Source organism: Klebsiella sp. BIGb0399, from assembly GCF_003752615.1.
Taxonomy (GTDB): Bacteria; Pseudomonadota; Gammaproteobacteria; order Enterobacterales; family Enterobacteriaceae; genus Klebsiella; species Klebsiella lignicola.
Window position 1 is genome coordinate 65,319 of record NZ_RKHT01000010.1, and the last position, 15,356, is coordinate 80,674.

The 15,356-nt window shown below is 52.1% G+C and carries 15 protein-coding genes; 11 read left to right on the forward strand and 4 right to left on the reverse strand.

Translation table 11 applies throughout. The annotated features are described in order from the left end of the window. The first annotated feature begins 208 nt into the window (after positions 1-208). On the forward strand, positions 209-559 hold the full coding sequence (gene iraM / locus EDF82_RS22745; protein WP_123757972.1) for an anti-adapter protein IraM: 351 nt from the start codon (positions 209-211) through the stop codon (positions 557-559). A gap of 11 nt (positions 560-570) precedes the next feature. Here the strand turns inward: iraM and EDF82_RS25535 are convergent, their stop codons facing one another. Beyond that, a complete protein-coding gene (locus tag EDF82_RS25535; RefSeq protein ID WP_227540163.1) occupies positions 571-1,053 on the reverse strand; it encodes a hypothetical protein in 483 nt (160 codons plus the stop codon). A 6-nt stretch (positions 1,054-1,059) separates the two neighbouring features. Beyond that, the gene (locus EDF82_RS22755) at positions 1,060-1,911 is read right to left on the reverse strand and encodes a winged helix-turn-helix domain-containing protein (protein WP_123757755.1); all 852 of its coding nucleotides are present in this window, start codon (positions 1,909-1,911) and stop codon (positions 1,060-1,062) included. 456 nt (positions 1,912-2,367) lie between these two features. Here EDF82_RS22755 and EDF82_RS22760 point away from each other — a divergent pair, with 456 nt between their 5' ends. The 6 genes from EDF82_RS22760 (at position 2,368) to EDF82_RS22785 (ending at position 9,282) form a co-directional block, all read left to right on the forward strand. Continuing rightward, positions 2,368-2,943, forward strand: a complete 576-nt coding sequence (locus EDF82_RS22760; protein ID WP_123757756.1) for a LuxR C-terminal-related transcriptional regulator — start codon at positions 2,368-2,370, stop codon at positions 2,941-2,943. A gap of 176 nt (positions 2,944-3,119) precedes the next feature. Then, positions 3,120-3,704, forward strand: coding sequence for a common pilus major fimbrillin subunit EcpA (locus EDF82_RS22765; RefSeq protein WP_123757757.1), 585 nt, complete (start codon positions 3,120-3,122; stop codon positions 3,702-3,704). 59 nt (positions 3,705-3,763) lie between these two features. Continuing rightward, a complete protein-coding gene (locus tag EDF82_RS22770) occupies positions 3,764-4,432 on the forward strand; it encodes a hypothetical protein (RefSeq protein WP_123757758.1) in 669 nt (222 codons plus the stop codon). Between the two features lie 24 nt (positions 4,433-4,456). After that, positions 4,457-6,982, forward strand: coding sequence for a fimbrial biogenesis outer membrane usher protein (locus tag EDF82_RS22775; protein ID WP_123757759.1), 2,526 nt, complete (start codon positions 4,457-4,459; stop codon positions 6,980-6,982). Next, positions 6,972-8,615, forward strand: a complete 1,644-nt coding sequence (locus tag EDF82_RS22780) for a hypothetical protein (RefSeq protein WP_123757760.1) — start codon at positions 6,972-6,974, stop codon at positions 8,613-8,615. The genes EDF82_RS22775 and EDF82_RS22780 overlap by 11 nt, the downstream gene beginning before the upstream one ends. Further along, positions 8,584-9,282 carry a fimbria/pilus periplasmic chaperone gene (locus EDF82_RS22785; protein ID WP_123757761.1) on the forward strand — a complete coding sequence of 233 codons (699 nt, stop codon included), beginning with the start codon at positions 8,584-8,586 and terminating at the stop codon, positions 9,280-9,282. The genes EDF82_RS22780 and EDF82_RS22785 overlap by 32 nt, the downstream gene beginning before the upstream one ends. A gap of 35 nt (positions 9,283-9,317) precedes the next feature. On the opposite strand, the gene EDF82_RS22790 is transcribed toward EDF82_RS22785, so the two are convergent. Then, positions 9,318-9,599: a YjcB family protein gene (locus EDF82_RS22790; RefSeq protein ID WP_123757762.1), complete on the reverse strand. Its 282-nt coding sequence runs from the start codon at positions 9,597-9,599 to the stop codon at positions 9,318-9,320. Positions 9,600-10,086: 487 nt separating this feature from the next. Between EDF82_RS22790 and EDF82_RS22795 the strand changes: the two genes are divergently transcribed. Then, positions 10,087-11,670, forward strand: a complete 1,584-nt coding sequence (locus EDF82_RS22795) for an EAL domain-containing protein (protein ID WP_123757763.1) — start codon at positions 10,087-10,089, stop codon at positions 11,668-11,670. A gap of 4 nt (positions 11,671-11,674) precedes the next feature. On the opposite strand, the gene soxS is transcribed toward EDF82_RS22795, so the two are convergent. After that, a complete protein-coding gene (gene soxS / locus EDF82_RS22800) occupies positions 11,675-12,004 on the reverse strand; it encodes a superoxide response transcriptional regulator SoxS (RefSeq protein WP_123757764.1) in 330 nt (109 codons plus the stop codon). 84 nt (positions 12,005-12,088) lie between these two features. Here soxS and soxR point away from each other — a divergent pair, with 84 nt between their 5' ends. The 3 genes from soxR (at position 12,089) to EDF82_RS22820 (ending at position 15,279) form a co-directional block, all read left to right on the forward strand. Next, positions 12,089-12,550, forward strand: coding sequence for a redox-sensitive transcriptional activator SoxR (soxR, locus tag EDF82_RS22805; RefSeq protein ID WP_123757765.1), 462 nt, complete (start codon positions 12,089-12,091; stop codon positions 12,548-12,550). Between the two features lie 258 nt (positions 12,551-12,808). Further along, positions 12,809-13,474, forward strand: a complete 666-nt coding sequence (locus EDF82_RS22810) for a glutathione S-transferase family protein (protein WP_123757766.1) — start codon at positions 12,809-12,811, stop codon at positions 13,472-13,474. A 455-nt stretch (positions 13,475-13,929) separates the two neighbouring features. Continuing rightward, positions 13,930-15,279 (forward strand): NCS2 family permease, encoded by a 1,350-nt coding sequence (locus tag EDF82_RS22820; protein WP_123757975.1) that lies wholly within the window; start codon positions 13,930-13,932, stop codon positions 15,277-15,279. The last annotated feature ends 77 nt before the right edge of the window (positions 15,280-15,356 follow it).

Below are 15,356 nucleotides of genomic sequence, written 5' to 3' on the forward strand. Positions count from 1 at the left end.
TAAATATATACCTGGCACTTTTTCTTATTATGTCTATATCCCTTTCACCTCTACGTATTTTATATTAGAACGCTTACCCCGCATTGAGTAGGTTAGTTTTATGGTCACTTGTCCTGCATCACAATAATGCTCCGTGAACTTGCGGTTAAATATCATGTTTGCTATCACTATGGTGATGCTGTTTAAAATGGCAACCAAAGGATGCAATATGAAATGGACGGTTCAGAACACCATCATCTGCCCACATTCAGGGGTGGCATTTTCGAGTATCTCTGGCTTACGTTTTTTAAAATTCATCATATGGTATGAGGCTGATATTTTATTGCTACCGGGTGAATCCATGAAACTGTATTCATCGAAGGTATTAGTTAATGATAAATATCACTATATCAACATTTATAATATCTCAACCTATAGCCATGCGCAGTGGGAGACGTTGCGAGAGCGGCCATCTTGCCCCTATGAATTTGGGGCGACGATGCGTGATGGGTGTTGCTATCAGCCACATTGTGCGGTCAAACGATGCCCTGGCAGTTTACACTATCAGCCCCAGAGCTAACGGCAAAAGCATTAGCTGTTCGGGGTCTCACAGATAAAATAGGGCGTATTGGTTGACATAAACAGCCATGATCCATGTTTTATTTTAATAATCCGGATGATAAACGCATCTTCATTTTTCATTCCGGTAAAGAACGGCGGCAAGATCTCATCGAATTTATGATCGGTTAAGGGTATTTGCGAACGGATATCTTCACCACTATTTTTAAAAATGTAGATATCATTTTTATCCTTGGTGTAAGAGATATGCTTCCTGATGCTGATGTTATCTACGACATCACCATTTTTCCCGGTGAAGGTCATCAGGCCATCTCCCTTGCTGGCAAAGAAGGTGACCGAGAAAGCGTATTTCTCATTGCCATTGATAATGGACAGCGCCGATGTACAGTTAATGGTGTCATCATCATCGGGCGAGTACAGATAATAGCAGGCAATACTTATTGCCACGATGAGAACGCTGCTACTGATAATTTTTATTATTTTTCGTGTTTTCATAGTCTGTTATTTTAAGTAGTAGTCAGAGATACAGTACGATTTTTTATTAGATGCGATGGGGTATCGACAGGAGATCACCGAGGTCCTGCTCGAAGGATAGTGATTGGTCATATAAAAAACCCGGCCATCTGAGCACGTAATGTGATGTGCTTTAAGAAAATCGAGATAGAACGTATCAAACCGCAAATCTTCATTGCGGTAGATTTTACAGTTATTCGCCGCGCTGATCAGGGTATACGCGGTGAAAGGCGCATCGCCGGTGGTGTGTTGATCGAAGTCGATATGTAATAGCACAATCAGCAACGATATTATCCCAGCCAGGGCCCAGCGAGCTTTTTTATTCATCAGCGATGTGTTGAGAACCGCGAGCATCGCGACAGGTTTGACATTGTCATTCGCGGGCGCTGGCGCTGGCGCAGGAGTGGATGCTGGCGCGATCTCTTCGTGACTATTGTGTACGGTTATCAGCGCCTGCGTGTCCTGCGATGTATCGCTATCAGTTTCACCACTACTTACTTCTTGCTGAATCAAAATACTGGTCTCATCAGCAATCATAAATCCCCGCTTGGGAATGGTTTGAATCAGCGTGCCATTCACCTCCAGGCGATTTAACGATTTACGCAGCAAAGAGATATTTTGATGTAGGGTATTTGGTGTGACGTTCATCCCCCTTTCTCCCCAGGCATTTTGTAGTAGCTCGGCCTGAGTGACAATTCTACCCTTGTTTTTAATTAATAAATAAAAGCAAAGGCTTGCAGGTATTGCCAGAGTGATATTTTTATCGGTCTTTATCGCGTGAAGAGTATGTGTTGCTGGATTGAATTTCAGCACGTTGTCGATAACGTAGATAGTATCCATATATATTTTCTTATTGTGAGAATAGTTACCACTGTGTCATTTATCTGGTGTTTGATGCCAGCGATACTAGCACCAAAGCGTAGATCTGACATTCGTCCATGACTAAGAATAATCTTAATCCAGCAATAGGTATGTTATAAAGATGCTTTTAAATGTTAAATTTCATGGTATTTATTCAGTATAATCAATTGGTTATGATTTTACAAAAATCCAACAGATGTGAATTTTATGCACTTCATGATTTTATGAGTAATAAAAATTAAGCGTTGCGTTTACTATTTGTGTATCAGAACTAACGGCCTTACCGTACCAAAAATAACGGTGATGTTTTGTCACTGTTTATAAAAGAAAAGTAAAAATACTGGCATGAGCATTTGCTCTCTTGGGTGAATGGTTCTCAGACGAATTGTTCAACGGATTATTTACTGTACTCGAAGGAATAGAGGCACTGTCATCATGGCTGCATTGATCGTAACCGATAACTATTTCTATTTACAGGGACTGTTGAATATTGCCAATGATGACTGTTTTGTTGACTGGATCGACAATGTTGATAGCGAGTTTGCACGCTTCCAGTGTAAAAGACTGAGTGCGGAAGACTATGTGATTATCCATTTTTCGCAGATAGATAAAATGCTCTGTGCGTATCGCTTCTATTTATCGAATAGCCCGGCGAAGGTCATCGTGGCACCCGATGCGAAATTTGTCAGTGATGTTTCTGACATCAATAACATCTGTTTTTTATCGGCAAATGCGAGCGTTAAAACGGTTGAGAGCATCCTTAATCTTAATAAGTTTAAAGTCAGGAAACGGAATCTCACCGAGCGTGAAGAAAAAATAATGGCACTGATGCTCACCGGAAATGTGACTCATGACGTTTCTGAAATCCTCGGGCTGAGTATCAAAACGGTGAGCTTACATAAAAGTAATACCAGTAATAAGGTCGGGTTGTTAAATAATAACACAGTGACGATATTGAAATTAATGCGTTTTATATTGCCAGCATCAGGGCGCAACATCGCTTTTATTTGAATGTCACCAGGCGGGTGCTGAGGTCATTGTATTTCCTTCCCGCCGGCCAACGCATATTTAGAATTAATTGAACCTCTGTACTTAAAAACCTCAGGTTTTTAAGCGGACATACTCCATAAAGTGCTATGGAACAGTACGGGCGATAAAACGCCTTTTATTATTATCAGGTGATGAATATGAAATTGAAAATGTTAGCAGCAGCGCTGGTTACTACTTTTTGTGTGGGCGCGGTTCAGGCAGCAGATGTGACGGCTCAGGCCATGGCAACCTGGTCGGCAACGGCGAAGAAAGATACCACCAGCAAGCTGGTTGTCACTCCTCTTGGCAGCCTGGCTTTCCAGTATGCCGAAGGGATCAAAGGCTTTAACTCGCAGAAAGGGCTGTTTGATGTCGCAATCGAAGGCGATGCCACAGCGACGGCATTTAAACTGACTTCTCGTCTGATTACCAACACCCTGACCCAGCTGGATACCTCCGGTTCTACGCTGAACGTCGGCGTTGATTACAACGGTACTGCCGTTGAGAAATCTGGCGATACCATCATGATTGACACCGCCAACGGTGTACTGGGTGGCAACCTCAGCGCGCTGGCTAACGGTTACAACCAGGCTGGCCGTGCGACTGCTCAGGATGGTTTTAACTTCTCCATCATCAGCGGCACCACCGATGGTACCACTGCCGTCACCGATTACAGCACGCTGCCGGAAGGGATCTGGAGCGGGGACGTCAGCGTTCAGTTCGACGCGACCTGGACCAGCTGATTCCTCTGTCACACCGGGCAGGGGGTTTTCCCCCTGCTTATTTCACGGACTGAATTCCTATGAAAAACCGCATTCTGGCTATCAGCCTCTATTTTTGCGCCATCATGCCGGCTCTGGCGCTGGATGTCGGCGATATCTCCTCCTTTATGAACAGCGGCAGCAGTGTCCTCAGCAAAGAGATCAAAAACACCACCGAGAGCGGGCGTCTCATCAATATTCATATTGAACGTCTCTCCTCGCCGCTTGAAGGGGCCAGCGTGATCCCGATGGAGGTGCAGGGTGAAGTGTTGCTCACCCCGGCCAGCCTGCTGTTGCCCGCACAGAGCAGCGATGCCATCCGCTTTTTCTACAAGGGACCGGCAGACGATAAAGAGCGCTACTACCGCATCGTCTGGTTCGATCAGGCGTTAAGCGATGCGCAGCGTGACAGTACCACCCGCAGCGCGGTCGCCACGGCCTCTGCGCGTATCGGGACCATCCTGGTCGTCGCGCCGCGAAAAGTGAATTTTCAGCATCAGTATGCCAATGGAAAGCTGGTGAACACCGGCAATGCCACGTTGCGCATCCTGGCGTATGGCCCCTGCCTGAAGCCGGCAGATGGCAAAGAATGCAAAGAAAACTATTTCCTCATGCCCGGTAAAGAGCGCCGTTTCACCCGCGTGAATGTTGCCGATAAAAAAGGACGGGTTGCACTCTGGCAAGGCGAGCAGTTTGTTCCTGTAAAATAACAATTGTGCTGGCGGGATAAGGTTATGCCTTTACGACGGATTTCCCCTGAGCTGAAAATGCTCGTTGCCTATGGTATGGCCATTCTTGTTGTTCCGTTTAGCGTGAATGCTGCCCCTCAGCAGGTGCAGCAAATCGGTGGCGTGGTGATCCCACAGGCATTCCGTCAGGCGTTACAGGACGGGATGAGCATCCCGCTGTTTCTGCACCTGGAAGGCAGTCAGGGGACCCAGAACGATCAGCGACTCGGTAGCGCGTTTATCTGGCTGGACAACGGCGCGCTGCGCATTCGTCATATTCAACTGGAAGAGCGCGAAGACAACGCCAGCGTCAACGAATCCACCCGGAAAATGTTGACCACCCTGGCGAATGAATCCTTCGACGGCGACCTGCATATTACGCTTACGGCAGATGCTCAGCTGCAGCTCAGCCTGCGCCAGCTGCTGCTGCAACTGGTGGTGAAACGCGCCGCGCTGGGAACCGTACTCCAGTCGCGTAGCGAAGACATCGGCCAGTCCAGCGTCAACCATATCAGCAGCAGCCTGACCTATAACCTCGGCGTCTATAACAATCAGATGCGCAACGGCGACAACAGCACCTCCAGCTATCTGTCATTGAATAACGTGAGCTCACTGCGCGAACACCATATCGTGCTGGATGGCTCGCTGTACGGCGCCGGCACCAGCAGTCAGGATAGCGAAATTTATAAAGCCATGTATGAGCGCGATTTCGCCGGGCATCGTTTTGCCGGCGGGATGCTGGATACGTGGAATTTACAATCCCTGGGGCCGATGACCGCCATTTCCGCCGGCAAAATCTATGGTGCCTCGTGGGGAAACCAGGCCAGCTCCACGGTGTTTGATAACTCCCAGTCGGCCACGCCGATCGTCGCGTTCTTACCGGCGGCGGGTGAAGTGCATTTGTCGCGCGAAGGGCGCCTGTTGAGCGTGCAGAACTTTATGATGGGCAACCACGAAGTGGATACCCGGGGACTGCCCTACGGCATTTATGATGTTGACGTTGAAGTGATCGTCAATGGCCGGGTGGTAGGGAAACGCACGCAGCGGGTGAACAAGTTATTTAGCCGCGGACGCGGGGCGGGAGCCCCTCTGGCCTGGCAGCTGTGGGGCGGCAGTTTTCATATGGATCGCTGGTCAGAGAGCGGGAAAAAGACCAAACCCGCGAAAGAGAGCTGGCTGGCGGGGGCGTCCACTTCCGGTGCTGTCGGGACCTTCAGCTGGGCGGCAACCGGCTATGGCTACGATAACAACGCGGTCGCCGAGACGCGCCTGACGATGCCGCTGACGGAATCGATCAACGTTAACCTGCAAAATATGCTGGCCAGCGATAGCTCCTGGAGCAGCATCGGTAGCATTAGCGCCTCGTTGCCGGGTGGATTTAGCACGATCTGGGTGAACCAGGAAAAGACCGTTATCGGCGATAAACTGCGCCGCAGCGATGCCGATAACCGGGCCATTGGCGGGACGCTTAACCTGAACCCGTTATGGTCGAAGCTGGGGACGTTTAGCCTCAGCTACAACGATGACCGCCGCTACCGCAGCCATTACTACACCGCCGATTATTACCAGACCCTCTTTAGCGGTGCTTTCGGCTCGCTGGGCCTGCGTGCGGGTATTCAGCGCTTTAACAACGGTAACAGCAGTAGCAGTACCGGAAAATATGTCGCGCTCGATTTCTCACTGCCGCTGGGCAACTGGTTCAGCGCCGGCATGACTCACCAGAACGGCTACACCATGGCCAACCTCGCCGCGCGAAAACAGTTTGATGAGGGGGTTGTGCGCACCCTCGGCGCCAATATTTCCCGGGCGATTTCCGGTGATACCGGCGATGACAAAACCTTGAGCGGCGGCGCCTATGCCCAGTTTGATACGCGCTATGCCAACGGTACGCTGAATATTAACAGCGGTGCCGACGGTTATGTAAACACCAACCTTACCGCCAACGGCAGCGTCGGCTGGCAGGGGCGCAATATCGCCGCCAGCGGGCGTACCGACGGCAACGCGGGGGTAATTTTCAACACCGGCCTTGATGACGACGGCAAGCTGAGCGCGAAGGTCAACGGGCGGGTTTATCAGCTGAGCGGCAAGCGCAACTATCTGCCGCTTTCCCCTTACAGCCGCTACGACGTTGAACTGCAGAACAGTAAAAACTCGCTCGACAGCTACGACATCGTCAGCAACCGCAAGAGCCGCCTGACGCTCTATCCGGGCAACGTGGCGGTGATCGAGCCGGAAGTGAAGCAGATGGTGACCGTTTCCGGACGCATTCGCGCCGAAGACGGCACGCTGCTGGCGAATGCGCATATCAATAACCACATTGGCCGTACGCGCACCGATAGCAGCGGCGGATTTGTAATGGATGTGGATAAAAAATTTCCGACGATAGATTTCACCTACGGCAACAACCAGAGCTGTGAAGTCGGACTGAACATCAGCCAGGCGCGCGGTGCGGTTTGGGTTGGCGATGTGGTGTGCGCTGGCCTGAAAACTTACGCCAGCACGCAGCAGGCAGGAGAAGGACATGAAAGTTAAAGGATTTGCGTTGATAGGCCTGGGGCTGGTGGCGCTATATGCCTCGCGAGCCGGGGCTGCAGTAACGAAAACAACCTGGGCGGATGCAGCGGCAGTGCAGTATGTGTTCGTAGAAAATAACTCGGATGATAACTTTTTCGTCACGCCGGGCGGCGTGCTGGACCCGCGTATGACCGGTGCCAGCCGCTGGACCGGGCTGAAATATACCGGCAGCGGCACCATCTATCAGCAGAGCCTGGGCTATATCGACAATGGCTATAATACCGGCCTTGTCGCCAACTGGCAGTTCGATATGTGGCTGGAAAACGCCCCGGTATCGTATCCCCTGAGCGGACTGCGCTGTATTAACTGGTATGCCGGCTGCGATATGGGTACCAGCCTGATTTTGCCGCAGGTCACCGATGCTAACGGTTTTTATGGCGCGAAAGTCACCTCCGGCGGGCAAAAATGGATGCACGGCATGATGTCGGACTCGTTCTATCAGTATCTCCAGCAGATGCCGGTGGGCGGTAGCATGTCGATGACCATCAATGCCTGTCAGACCTCCGTCGCCTACGATGCCACCAGCGGCGCACGTTGTAAGGACCAGGCATCCGGTGCCTGGTATGTGCGTAAAGTCACCCACACCAAAGCGGCAAGCTTAAAGCTCATCAATACGCACTCCTTGACCGAAGTGTTTATCAACAGCGATGGGATCCCGACGCTGGGGGAAGGAAATAGTAACTGTCAGGAGCAGACCATTGGCACCCGCAGCGGACTGAGCTGCAAGATGGTCGACTACGCGTTGCAGCATAACGGGCTGAGCAATACCTCGATCCATATCTTCCCGGCAATTAGCAACTCCTCGCTGGCCTCGGCGGTGGGTAGTTACGATATGCAGTTCAGCCTCAACGGCAACAGCTGGAAGCCGGTCAGCGGCACCGCTTACTACTATACCTTTAACGAAATGAAAGCCTCGGATTCGGTCTACATCTTCTTTTCCAGCAACTTCTTTAAGCAGATGGTGGCGCAGGGGATCAGCGATATCAACACCCAGGATCTGTTTAACTTTCGTTTCCAGAACACCACCTCGCCGGAGTCCGGTTGGTATGAGTTTTCCACCTCTAACTCGCTGATTATCAAACCGCGTGATTTCAGCATCAGCATTATTTCGGATGAGTACACCAGTTCGCCATCGCGAGAAGGCAATGTCGGGGCCGGGGAGCCAGCGCTTGATTTTGGCTACATTGTGACCACCAGCGGCAGGACCGCCGCCGATGAGGTCCTGATTAAAGTGGACGGCCCGACGCAGTCCATTGCCGGTCGTTCGTACTGTCTTTTTAGCTCGGCAGATGGCACGGCAAAGGTGCCTTTCCCGGCGCAGCTCTCGCTGACCACCCAAAGCGGCGCGATCAAAACCTACGATGCCGGCTGCGATAGTCACTGGAACGATATGACGGATGCGCTGTGGCTGACGACGCCGTGGACCGATGCGTCCGGCGATGTTGGCGTGATGAATAAGACAACGGTTAAATTTTCCATCCCGATGAACGATGCGATCTCATTAAGAACCATTAATGACGAGGGCTGGTTTGGCGAAGTAAGTGCTTCAGGAGAGATTCATGTTCAGGCGACGTGGCGCAATATTAATTAAGCGGTTCAGAGTCGCCGGGTGGTTACTGTTGCTGGGGCTGCCGATGGTGAGCCAGGCGATTTCCGTCGGCAATCTGACCTTTTCGCTGGGGGCTGAGGAGCAATTTGTTGCTAAACGGGTCCTGAATAACAATAAGAGCGCGCGGCTGTATCAGGTCTCCGTGGTTGGCATCGACCGTCCTGGCGGCAATGAAGTGCGCTCCCGTCCTGCGGATGGCGAACTACTGTTTGCCCCGCGCCAGCTGACGTTACAGGCCGGGCAGGGCGAGTATTTTAAATTTTATTATCATGGCCCACAGGATAACCGCGAACGTTATTACCGGGTGTCGTTTCGTGAAATCCCAACGCGCAATCGCGTCGCGCGTAATGCGGCGGGAGGAATGGTCGGTATCGACCCGGTCGTGGTGATGGAGACGATCCTGGTGGTGCGTCCGCGGCAGGTGCAGTTTCGCTGGGCCTTCGATCCCAAAGCGGGGAGTCTCAGCAACAGCGGCAATACCTGGTTTAAGCTGTTGATTAAACCCGGGTGCGACTCAACGGAAGAAGAGGGAGAGGCCTGGTATTTGCGGCCTGGAGATGTGCTTCGCCAGGCGGCACTGCGCCAGCCTGGCAATAAATATATTATCTACAACGATAAATTTATTAAGATATCAAAGGATTGCGAATAGACGGCGTCAGCACTTTTCGCTAGATGGTCTGGCAATCAGGTCATGACCATCGGCCATTGCGGCGGCGTCTGACTCATGACGTCAATCATCACGTCTTTGATATTGCCCCAGATTTTAGCGACGTCCAGCAGTGTGATACCCAGCAGGCCGGTGGCGAACCAGCAGGCCGCAGCCAGGCCAAGACAGCTGCAAATGACCGCTAAACCGGCATAGTCACTTTTACGTAGCTGAATGTTCATCGAGCTGGCCAAAAACATCAAAACCGCGCTCACTAGCGGCCAGCGCAACAGTATGACACTGGTAGTAATGGAAGCCATCAACCTCATCCTCAAAAAGATCGGGTGCCTTTGACAACCTGGCGAGACTGACGATGACGTGGCGCTCTGGCTATCTTTAGGCAATCAGGGGAGTAATGAAACAGTGTTCTTGTTTCACTAAGTTGTGTGAACTATATCACATTTGCTGTTTTATTCACCAGTCCAAAATGCGCGTTTTTTTATCTGTTTTTAAACCATATTATTGATATGGTTATTGGCGCGGTATCTGACTTATTATTTATGAACGTTATCTACGGTTTTAATGATTTATTCTCGGCAATGATACGGATAAACCGAATTACTGAGTGGTCGGGCTCGCATAATGCCGAGAAAGTTTCTCGATTGCCCGCGAACTTAGTATTATTCATCATTATTGACGATGGGGTTTTTACACCAACTGGCTGATTGCTAAAAATAGTCACTGCTGTAAACAATGGGTGTGATCTTTTACCGTGATTAAGGCATATCGCATGGATAAACAACGGAAATGAATCGTCGCACGCTGCGCAAGCCCTTGCGTATATTGGGCCTTGCCCTGGTGGTCTTACTGCCCATCGTTCTGGCGCTGTGGTTTGCCCAGCTGAGAGCGAAAGCGGAAACCGGCGATCGCCTCCGTTCGTTCTCGCAGCTGGCGTTGCAAAAAACGGAGCTGGTGGTTGATGAGGTCGAGCTGGCACGTAAAAAGGCCTTGCAATATAAAGGGGTAATCTGTTCTCCCGAGCACCAGCAATATATGCTGGGGATCGTGCGCAGTCTGCTTTACGTCGATGATTTAATTTACGCTGACGGGACGCAGTTTGATTGTTCCACCTCGGTTCACCCGAAGACCCCGTGGCGAACGCCGGCGGCAAATTATACAAAAGCGCCCGATGTCGCTATTTACTATTATCGGGATACGCCTTTCTATCCTGGTTTTGCCATGACCTATATGCAAAAAGGGCACTACGTCGCGGTTATTAATCCTCTGTCCTACAGCTCCTTAATATCCAGCGATAAAGATTTAGCCTATGGCTTGTTCGATACCAAAACTAACCTCTTTTTCTCTACCAGCAAAAATGCTGATGCCGGGTTGCTGCACAGCCTGGTAGGACACGACAGCGCCTTATTCCGCCAGGATAACCGGGTCTATACCGTGGCTCGCTCCACCATTCGCCCCATCGCGGTGATCATGTCCACGTCGTACGCCAGCTATTATCAGGTCTTTTTCGATCAGCTCACCGTCACGCTGCCGCTGGGCTTTATTTGCAGCCTCCTGATTTTACTGGTCTGGTCGCGAACCCGTAAGCAATACGATTCCCCGCGCAATATGCTGCAGCGGGCGCTAAACCACCGCCAGTTGCGCCTGCACTACCAGCCCATTATCGATATTCAACATAACCGCTGCGTGGGGGCCGAAGCGCTGCTGCGCTGGCCGGGATGTGAGGGGCCGGTGATGAGCCCGGCGGAGTTTATTCCGCTGGCGGAAAGCGAAGGGATGATCGCCCAGATTACCGACTATGTGGTGGATGAACTGTTTGCTGAACTGGGGGAGTTTCTCTCCCGCCATCCTCATCTGTATATCGCCATTAACCTGTCGGCCACGGATTTTTACTCATCAAGGCTGATCGCCAGAATCAGTGAAAAGGCCAGCAGCTACGCGGTAAGTATCGACCAGATTAAAATTGAAGTGACCGAGCGCGGGTTTATCGACGTGCACAAATCCATGCCGGTGATCCAGGCCTTCCGTGAAGCCGGGTATGAAATTGCCATTGATGATTTTGGCACCGGCTATTCAAACCTGCACAATCTCCACCTGCTGAACGTGGATATCCTCAAGATCGATAAGTCGTTTATCGATACGCTGACGACCAACAGCACCAGCTACATGATCGTCGAGCATATTATTGAAATGGCGCGCAGCCTGCATTTAAAGACCGTTGCCGAAGGGGTGGAAACGATAGAGCAGGTGAACTGGCTACGACAGCGTGGCGTGCAGTATTGCCAGGGCTGGCACTTTGCCAAAGCGATGCCGCCGCAGGAGTTCAGGCTGTGGCTGGCGAACGCGCCCAGGCTGCTCAGCCCCAGCGCCTGAAAGGTCAGGCAGAAATCTGATGGCGGTAGTCGCTAGGGGTACGATCGAACTCCCGGCGGAACACCCGTGAGAAGGTCTGCTGCGACACGTACCCCAGATCCATCGCAATATCAAAGATCGGTCGCTGCGTCGTTCTGAGCGCTTCCGCGGCCATCAGCAGCCGGCGCTGGCGGATGTAATCACCCAGCGTTTGATGCATCACGGCACGGAACATCCGCTGAAGATACCATTTCGAGTAACCCGATTTTCTGGCGACTACATCAATGTTAAGTGGTTGATCGATATGTTCATCAATCCATTCAATAAGCGTTTGGATAATATCCTGATGGGACATAAAGCGGCCTCTCTCAATTCTCGATTCGTCGTTTTGTCTGTGGGCGAGTATAATTCCTCAAGTTAACTTGAGGTAAAGCGCTTTATGGAAAAGAAATCGACCCGCATTAAAATGCTGCTGACCCCAGGCGAGGTGGCAAAACGTACCGGTGTTGCCGTCTCGGCTCTGCATTTCTACGAGAGCAAAGGGCTGATTCACAGCCAGCGCAATACCGGCAATCAGCGGCGCTATCGACGTGACGTGCTGCGCGCGGTGGCGATTATTAAAATTGCCCAGCGTATCGGTATCCCGCTGGCGACCATCGGCGATGCGTTTGGCGTATTGCCGGAGGGGCATAACCTGAGCGCCAAAGAGTGGAAGCAGCTCTCGTCGCAGTGGCGGGAAGAGCTGGACCGCCGCATCCATACCCTCACCGCGCTGCGCGATCAACTGGACGGCTGTATTGGTTGCGGTTGCCTGTCACGGCGCGACTGCCCGTTGCGTAACCCGGGAGATAAACTGGGCGAAGAGGGGACAGGGGCGCGACTGCTGGAAGATGACGTATAAAAACTAAAGCGCCACAACAGGGCGCTTTAGTTGTTTTCCGGTCTTTGTCTTTTACTCTATCCTACTGGTTCGCAGGAGGGTTTCCCCCGACGTCGACTCCCCTCAGTATTGCGCAAGATGTTGATGGAGGTTCCGGATTGCGTCGACAATTTAATTGTGGCACAGCCCCGTCATTTCACCGGTTTATTTCGCCGAAATTTTTCCGCCAATCGCCGTCAGTTCCTATAGTTAATTCGAACAACTGACGGGAGAATCTCCATGCTGACGGTGCATCACCTCAATCAATCGCGATCGCAGCGCGTGCTGTGGGCGCTTGAAGAACTCCAGCTGCCCTATCGCGTGGTCAGCTACCCGCGGCAAAAGAACATGCTGGCGCCCCCGGAACTGAAAAAGATCCATCCGCTTGGCAAATCGCCGGTGGTGGAAGATAACGGATACGTGCTGGCGGAGTCGGGCGCGATTCTGGAGTATTTGCAGGAAACCTACGATAGCGAACAGCAGTTCAGGCCGCAGGGGACCGCCGACAAGCTGCAATATCGCTTCTGGCTGCATTATGCCGAGGGGTCGCTGATGCCGCTGCTGTTGATGAAGCTGGTTTTTTCCAGCCTCGGCAAACCGCCGATCCCTCTCGGCATGCGAACGCTGGGTAACGTGCTGGGCAAGGGCGTGCAGAAAGCCTGGCTGGATCGACAAATTGCCACTCACGCCCACTATATAGAAGAGCATCTTGCCAGCCAGCCGTGGTTTGCGGGTGCCACGCTGAGCATGGCCGATATCCAGCTCAGTTTTCCGGTGATGGCGCTGCTGGCGCGCGGCGGTATTGCCGATTTGCCGCACATCCGGCGCTGGGTGCAGCAGGTGGAACAGCGTCCGGCCTGGCAACGAGCGATTGAACGCGGCGGTCCATTCACCCTGCCGGAGTGAAGTAGTGATTTTTGTGATGACCGCCAGGAATTGCTATCAGCGCAATGCAAAAATGTTACCGGATTGCGCATGGACGACAACGTTTGCGCATCGGCTGGTTATTTCGTGAGCGTCATAAGCAAAATTTAGCGAATTAGCGTAAACATCAGTTGAAAAGGCCCATCTAAAGGCTGGATAATCGTTTGCTTTTTTATTTTGCTCGCTATTTATCCCAGAAATAATTCGAGTTGCAGGACAACAATGCGCAGGCAACTTGAAGGATGACGGGTATATCCTCCTTTGCGGGGAGGTGGGTAAATTTATTCTGACCACCGTATTGTATGCGTGGAGTTAAACGTTTGCTTTTTGCAGCCCCCCTGGCGTTGCAAGCAGCACAAGGAGATCGCGTTTAACTGGCAGTGGATGGTCCATCACGTATGCAGACAAACGATAAAAATTTTCAGGGGACGTTTTCTATGTCTACGCCTTCAGCGCGTACCGGCGGTTCACTAGACGCCTGGTTTAAAATTTCAGCTCGTGGCAGCTCCGTTCGTCAGGAGATTGTCGCCGGTTTAACCACTTTTCTGGCGATGGTGTACTCGGTCATTGTTGTCCCAGGCATGCTGGGGAAAGCCGGGTTCCCTCCGGCCGCGGTGTTTGTTTCCACCTGTCTGGTCGCAGGCGTCGGCTCTCTGGTGATGGGCCTGTGGGCGAACCTGCCGCTGGCGATCGGTTGTGCTATCTCGCTGACCGCGTTTACCGCCTTCAGCCTGGTTCTGGGGCAGCACATCAGTATCCCGGTAGCGCTGGGTGCTGTATTCCTGATGGGTGTGCTGTTTACGGTGATCTCTGCCACCGGCATTCGTAGCTGGATCCTGCGCAATTTACCGCAGGGCGTTGCGCACGGTACCGGGATTGGTATCGGCCTGTTTCTGCTGCTGATCGCCGCTAACGGCGTGGGCCTGGTCATTAAAAACCCGCTGGACGGCCTGCCGGTCGCGCTGGGTAACTTCGACAGCTTCCCGGTGATCATGTCCCTGATTGGCCTGGCGGTGATTATTGGCCTGGAAAAAATGAAAGTCCCGGGCGGTATTCTGCTGACGATTATCGGCGTTTCTATTGTCGGCCTGATTTTTGACCCGAACGTCCACTTCTCCGGCATTTTCGCAATGCCTTCGCTGAGCGATGACAAAGGCAACTCGTTGATTGGCAGCCTGGACATTATGGGTGCGCTGAATCCGGTGGTACTGCCTAGCGTACTGGCGTTGGTGATGACCGCGGTGTTTGATGCGACCGGCACCATTCGTGCGGTGGCGGGTCAGGCCAACCTGCTGGATAAAGACGGGCAGATTATTAACGGCGGCAAAGCGCTGACCACCGACTCCCTGAGCAGCGTCTTCTCCGGCGTGGTTGGGGCAGCACCGGCGGCCGTATATATCGAATCAGCGGCAGGTACTGCGGCAGGCGGCAAAACCGGCCTCACCGCGGTGACCGTTGGCGTGCTGTTCCTGCTGATCCTGTTCCTCTCTCCGCTCTCTTATCTGGTCCCGGCGTATGCCACGGCTCCGGCGCTGATGTATGTCGGCCTGCTGATGCTGAGCAACGTTGCCAAAATCGACTTTAATGATTTCGTCGATGCGATGGCGGGTCTGATCACCGCGGTCTTTATCGTGCTGACCTGTAACATCGTGACCGGCATTATGATCGGTTTTGCCACCCTGGTGATTGGTCGTCTGGTCTCTGGTGAATGGCGTAAGCTGAACCTGGGCACCGTTATCATCGCCGCGGCGCTGGTGATCTTCTACGCCGGCGGGTGGGCTATTTAAGCTTTTCTTGCGGTCAACGGGCGGCTCAGGCCGCCTGTTTTATTTTTAAGCCACATCCGGTTTCCTTTTGCGTTAAT

What these genes read in the sequence shown, in the direction of transcription:
- EDF82_RS22760 (WP_123757756.1), top strand. Translation starts at nt 2,368, where the DNA reads ATGGCTGCATTGATCGTAACCGATAACTATTTCTATTTACAGGGACTG.
- EDF82_RS22775 (WP_123757759.1), top strand. Translation starts at nt 4,457, where the DNA reads ATGCCTTTACGACGGATTTCCCCTGAGCTGAAAATGCTCGTTGCCTAT.
- EDF82_RS22820 (WP_123757975.1), top strand. Translation starts at nt 13,930, where the DNA reads ATGTCTACGCCTTCAGCGCGTACCGGCGGTTCACTAGACGCCTGGTTT.
- EDF82_RS22810 (WP_123757766.1), top strand. Translation starts at nt 12,809, where the DNA reads ATGCTGACGGTGCATCACCTCAATCAATCGCGATCGCAGCGCGTGCTG.
- iraM (WP_123757972.1), top strand. Translation starts at nt 209, where the DNA reads ATGAAATGGACGGTTCAGAACACCATCATCTGCCCACATTCAGGGGTG.
- EDF82_RS22780 (WP_123757760.1), top strand. Translation starts at nt 6,972, where the DNA reads ATGAAAGTTAAAGGATTTGCGTTGATAGGCCTGGGGCTGGTGGCGCTA.
- EDF82_RS22795 (WP_123757763.1), top strand. Translation starts at nt 10,087, where the DNA reads ATGAATCGTCGCACGCTGCGCAAGCCCTTGCGTATATTGGGCCTTGCC.
- EDF82_RS22755 (WP_123757755.1), bottom strand. Translation starts at nt 1,911, where the DNA reads ATGGATACTATCTACGTTATCGACAACGTGCTGAAATTCAATCCAGCA.
- EDF82_RS25535 (WP_227540163.1), bottom strand. Translation starts at nt 1,053, where the DNA reads ATGAAAACACGAAAAATAATAAAAATTATCAGTAGCAGCGTTCTCATC.
- EDF82_RS22765 (WP_123757757.1), top strand. Translation starts at nt 3,120, where the DNA reads ATGAAATTGAAAATGTTAGCAGCAGCGCTGGTTACTACTTTTTGTGTG.
- soxS (WP_123757764.1), bottom strand. Translation starts at nt 12,004, where the DNA reads ATGTCCCATCAGGATATTATCCAAACGCTTATTGAATGGATTGATGAA.
- EDF82_RS22770 (WP_123757758.1), top strand. Translation starts at nt 3,764, where the DNA reads ATGAAAAACCGCATTCTGGCTATCAGCCTCTATTTTTGCGCCATCATG.
- EDF82_RS22790 (WP_123757762.1), bottom strand. Translation starts at nt 9,599, where the DNA reads ATGGCTTCCATTACTACCAGTGTCATACTGTTGCGCTGGCCGCTAGTG.
- soxR (WP_123757765.1), top strand. Translation starts at nt 12,089, where the DNA reads ATGGAAAAGAAATCGACCCGCATTAAAATGCTGCTGACCCCAGGCGAG.
- EDF82_RS22785 (WP_123757761.1), top strand. Translation starts at nt 8,584, where the DNA reads ATGTTCAGGCGACGTGGCGCAATATTAATTAAGCGGTTCAGAGTCGCC.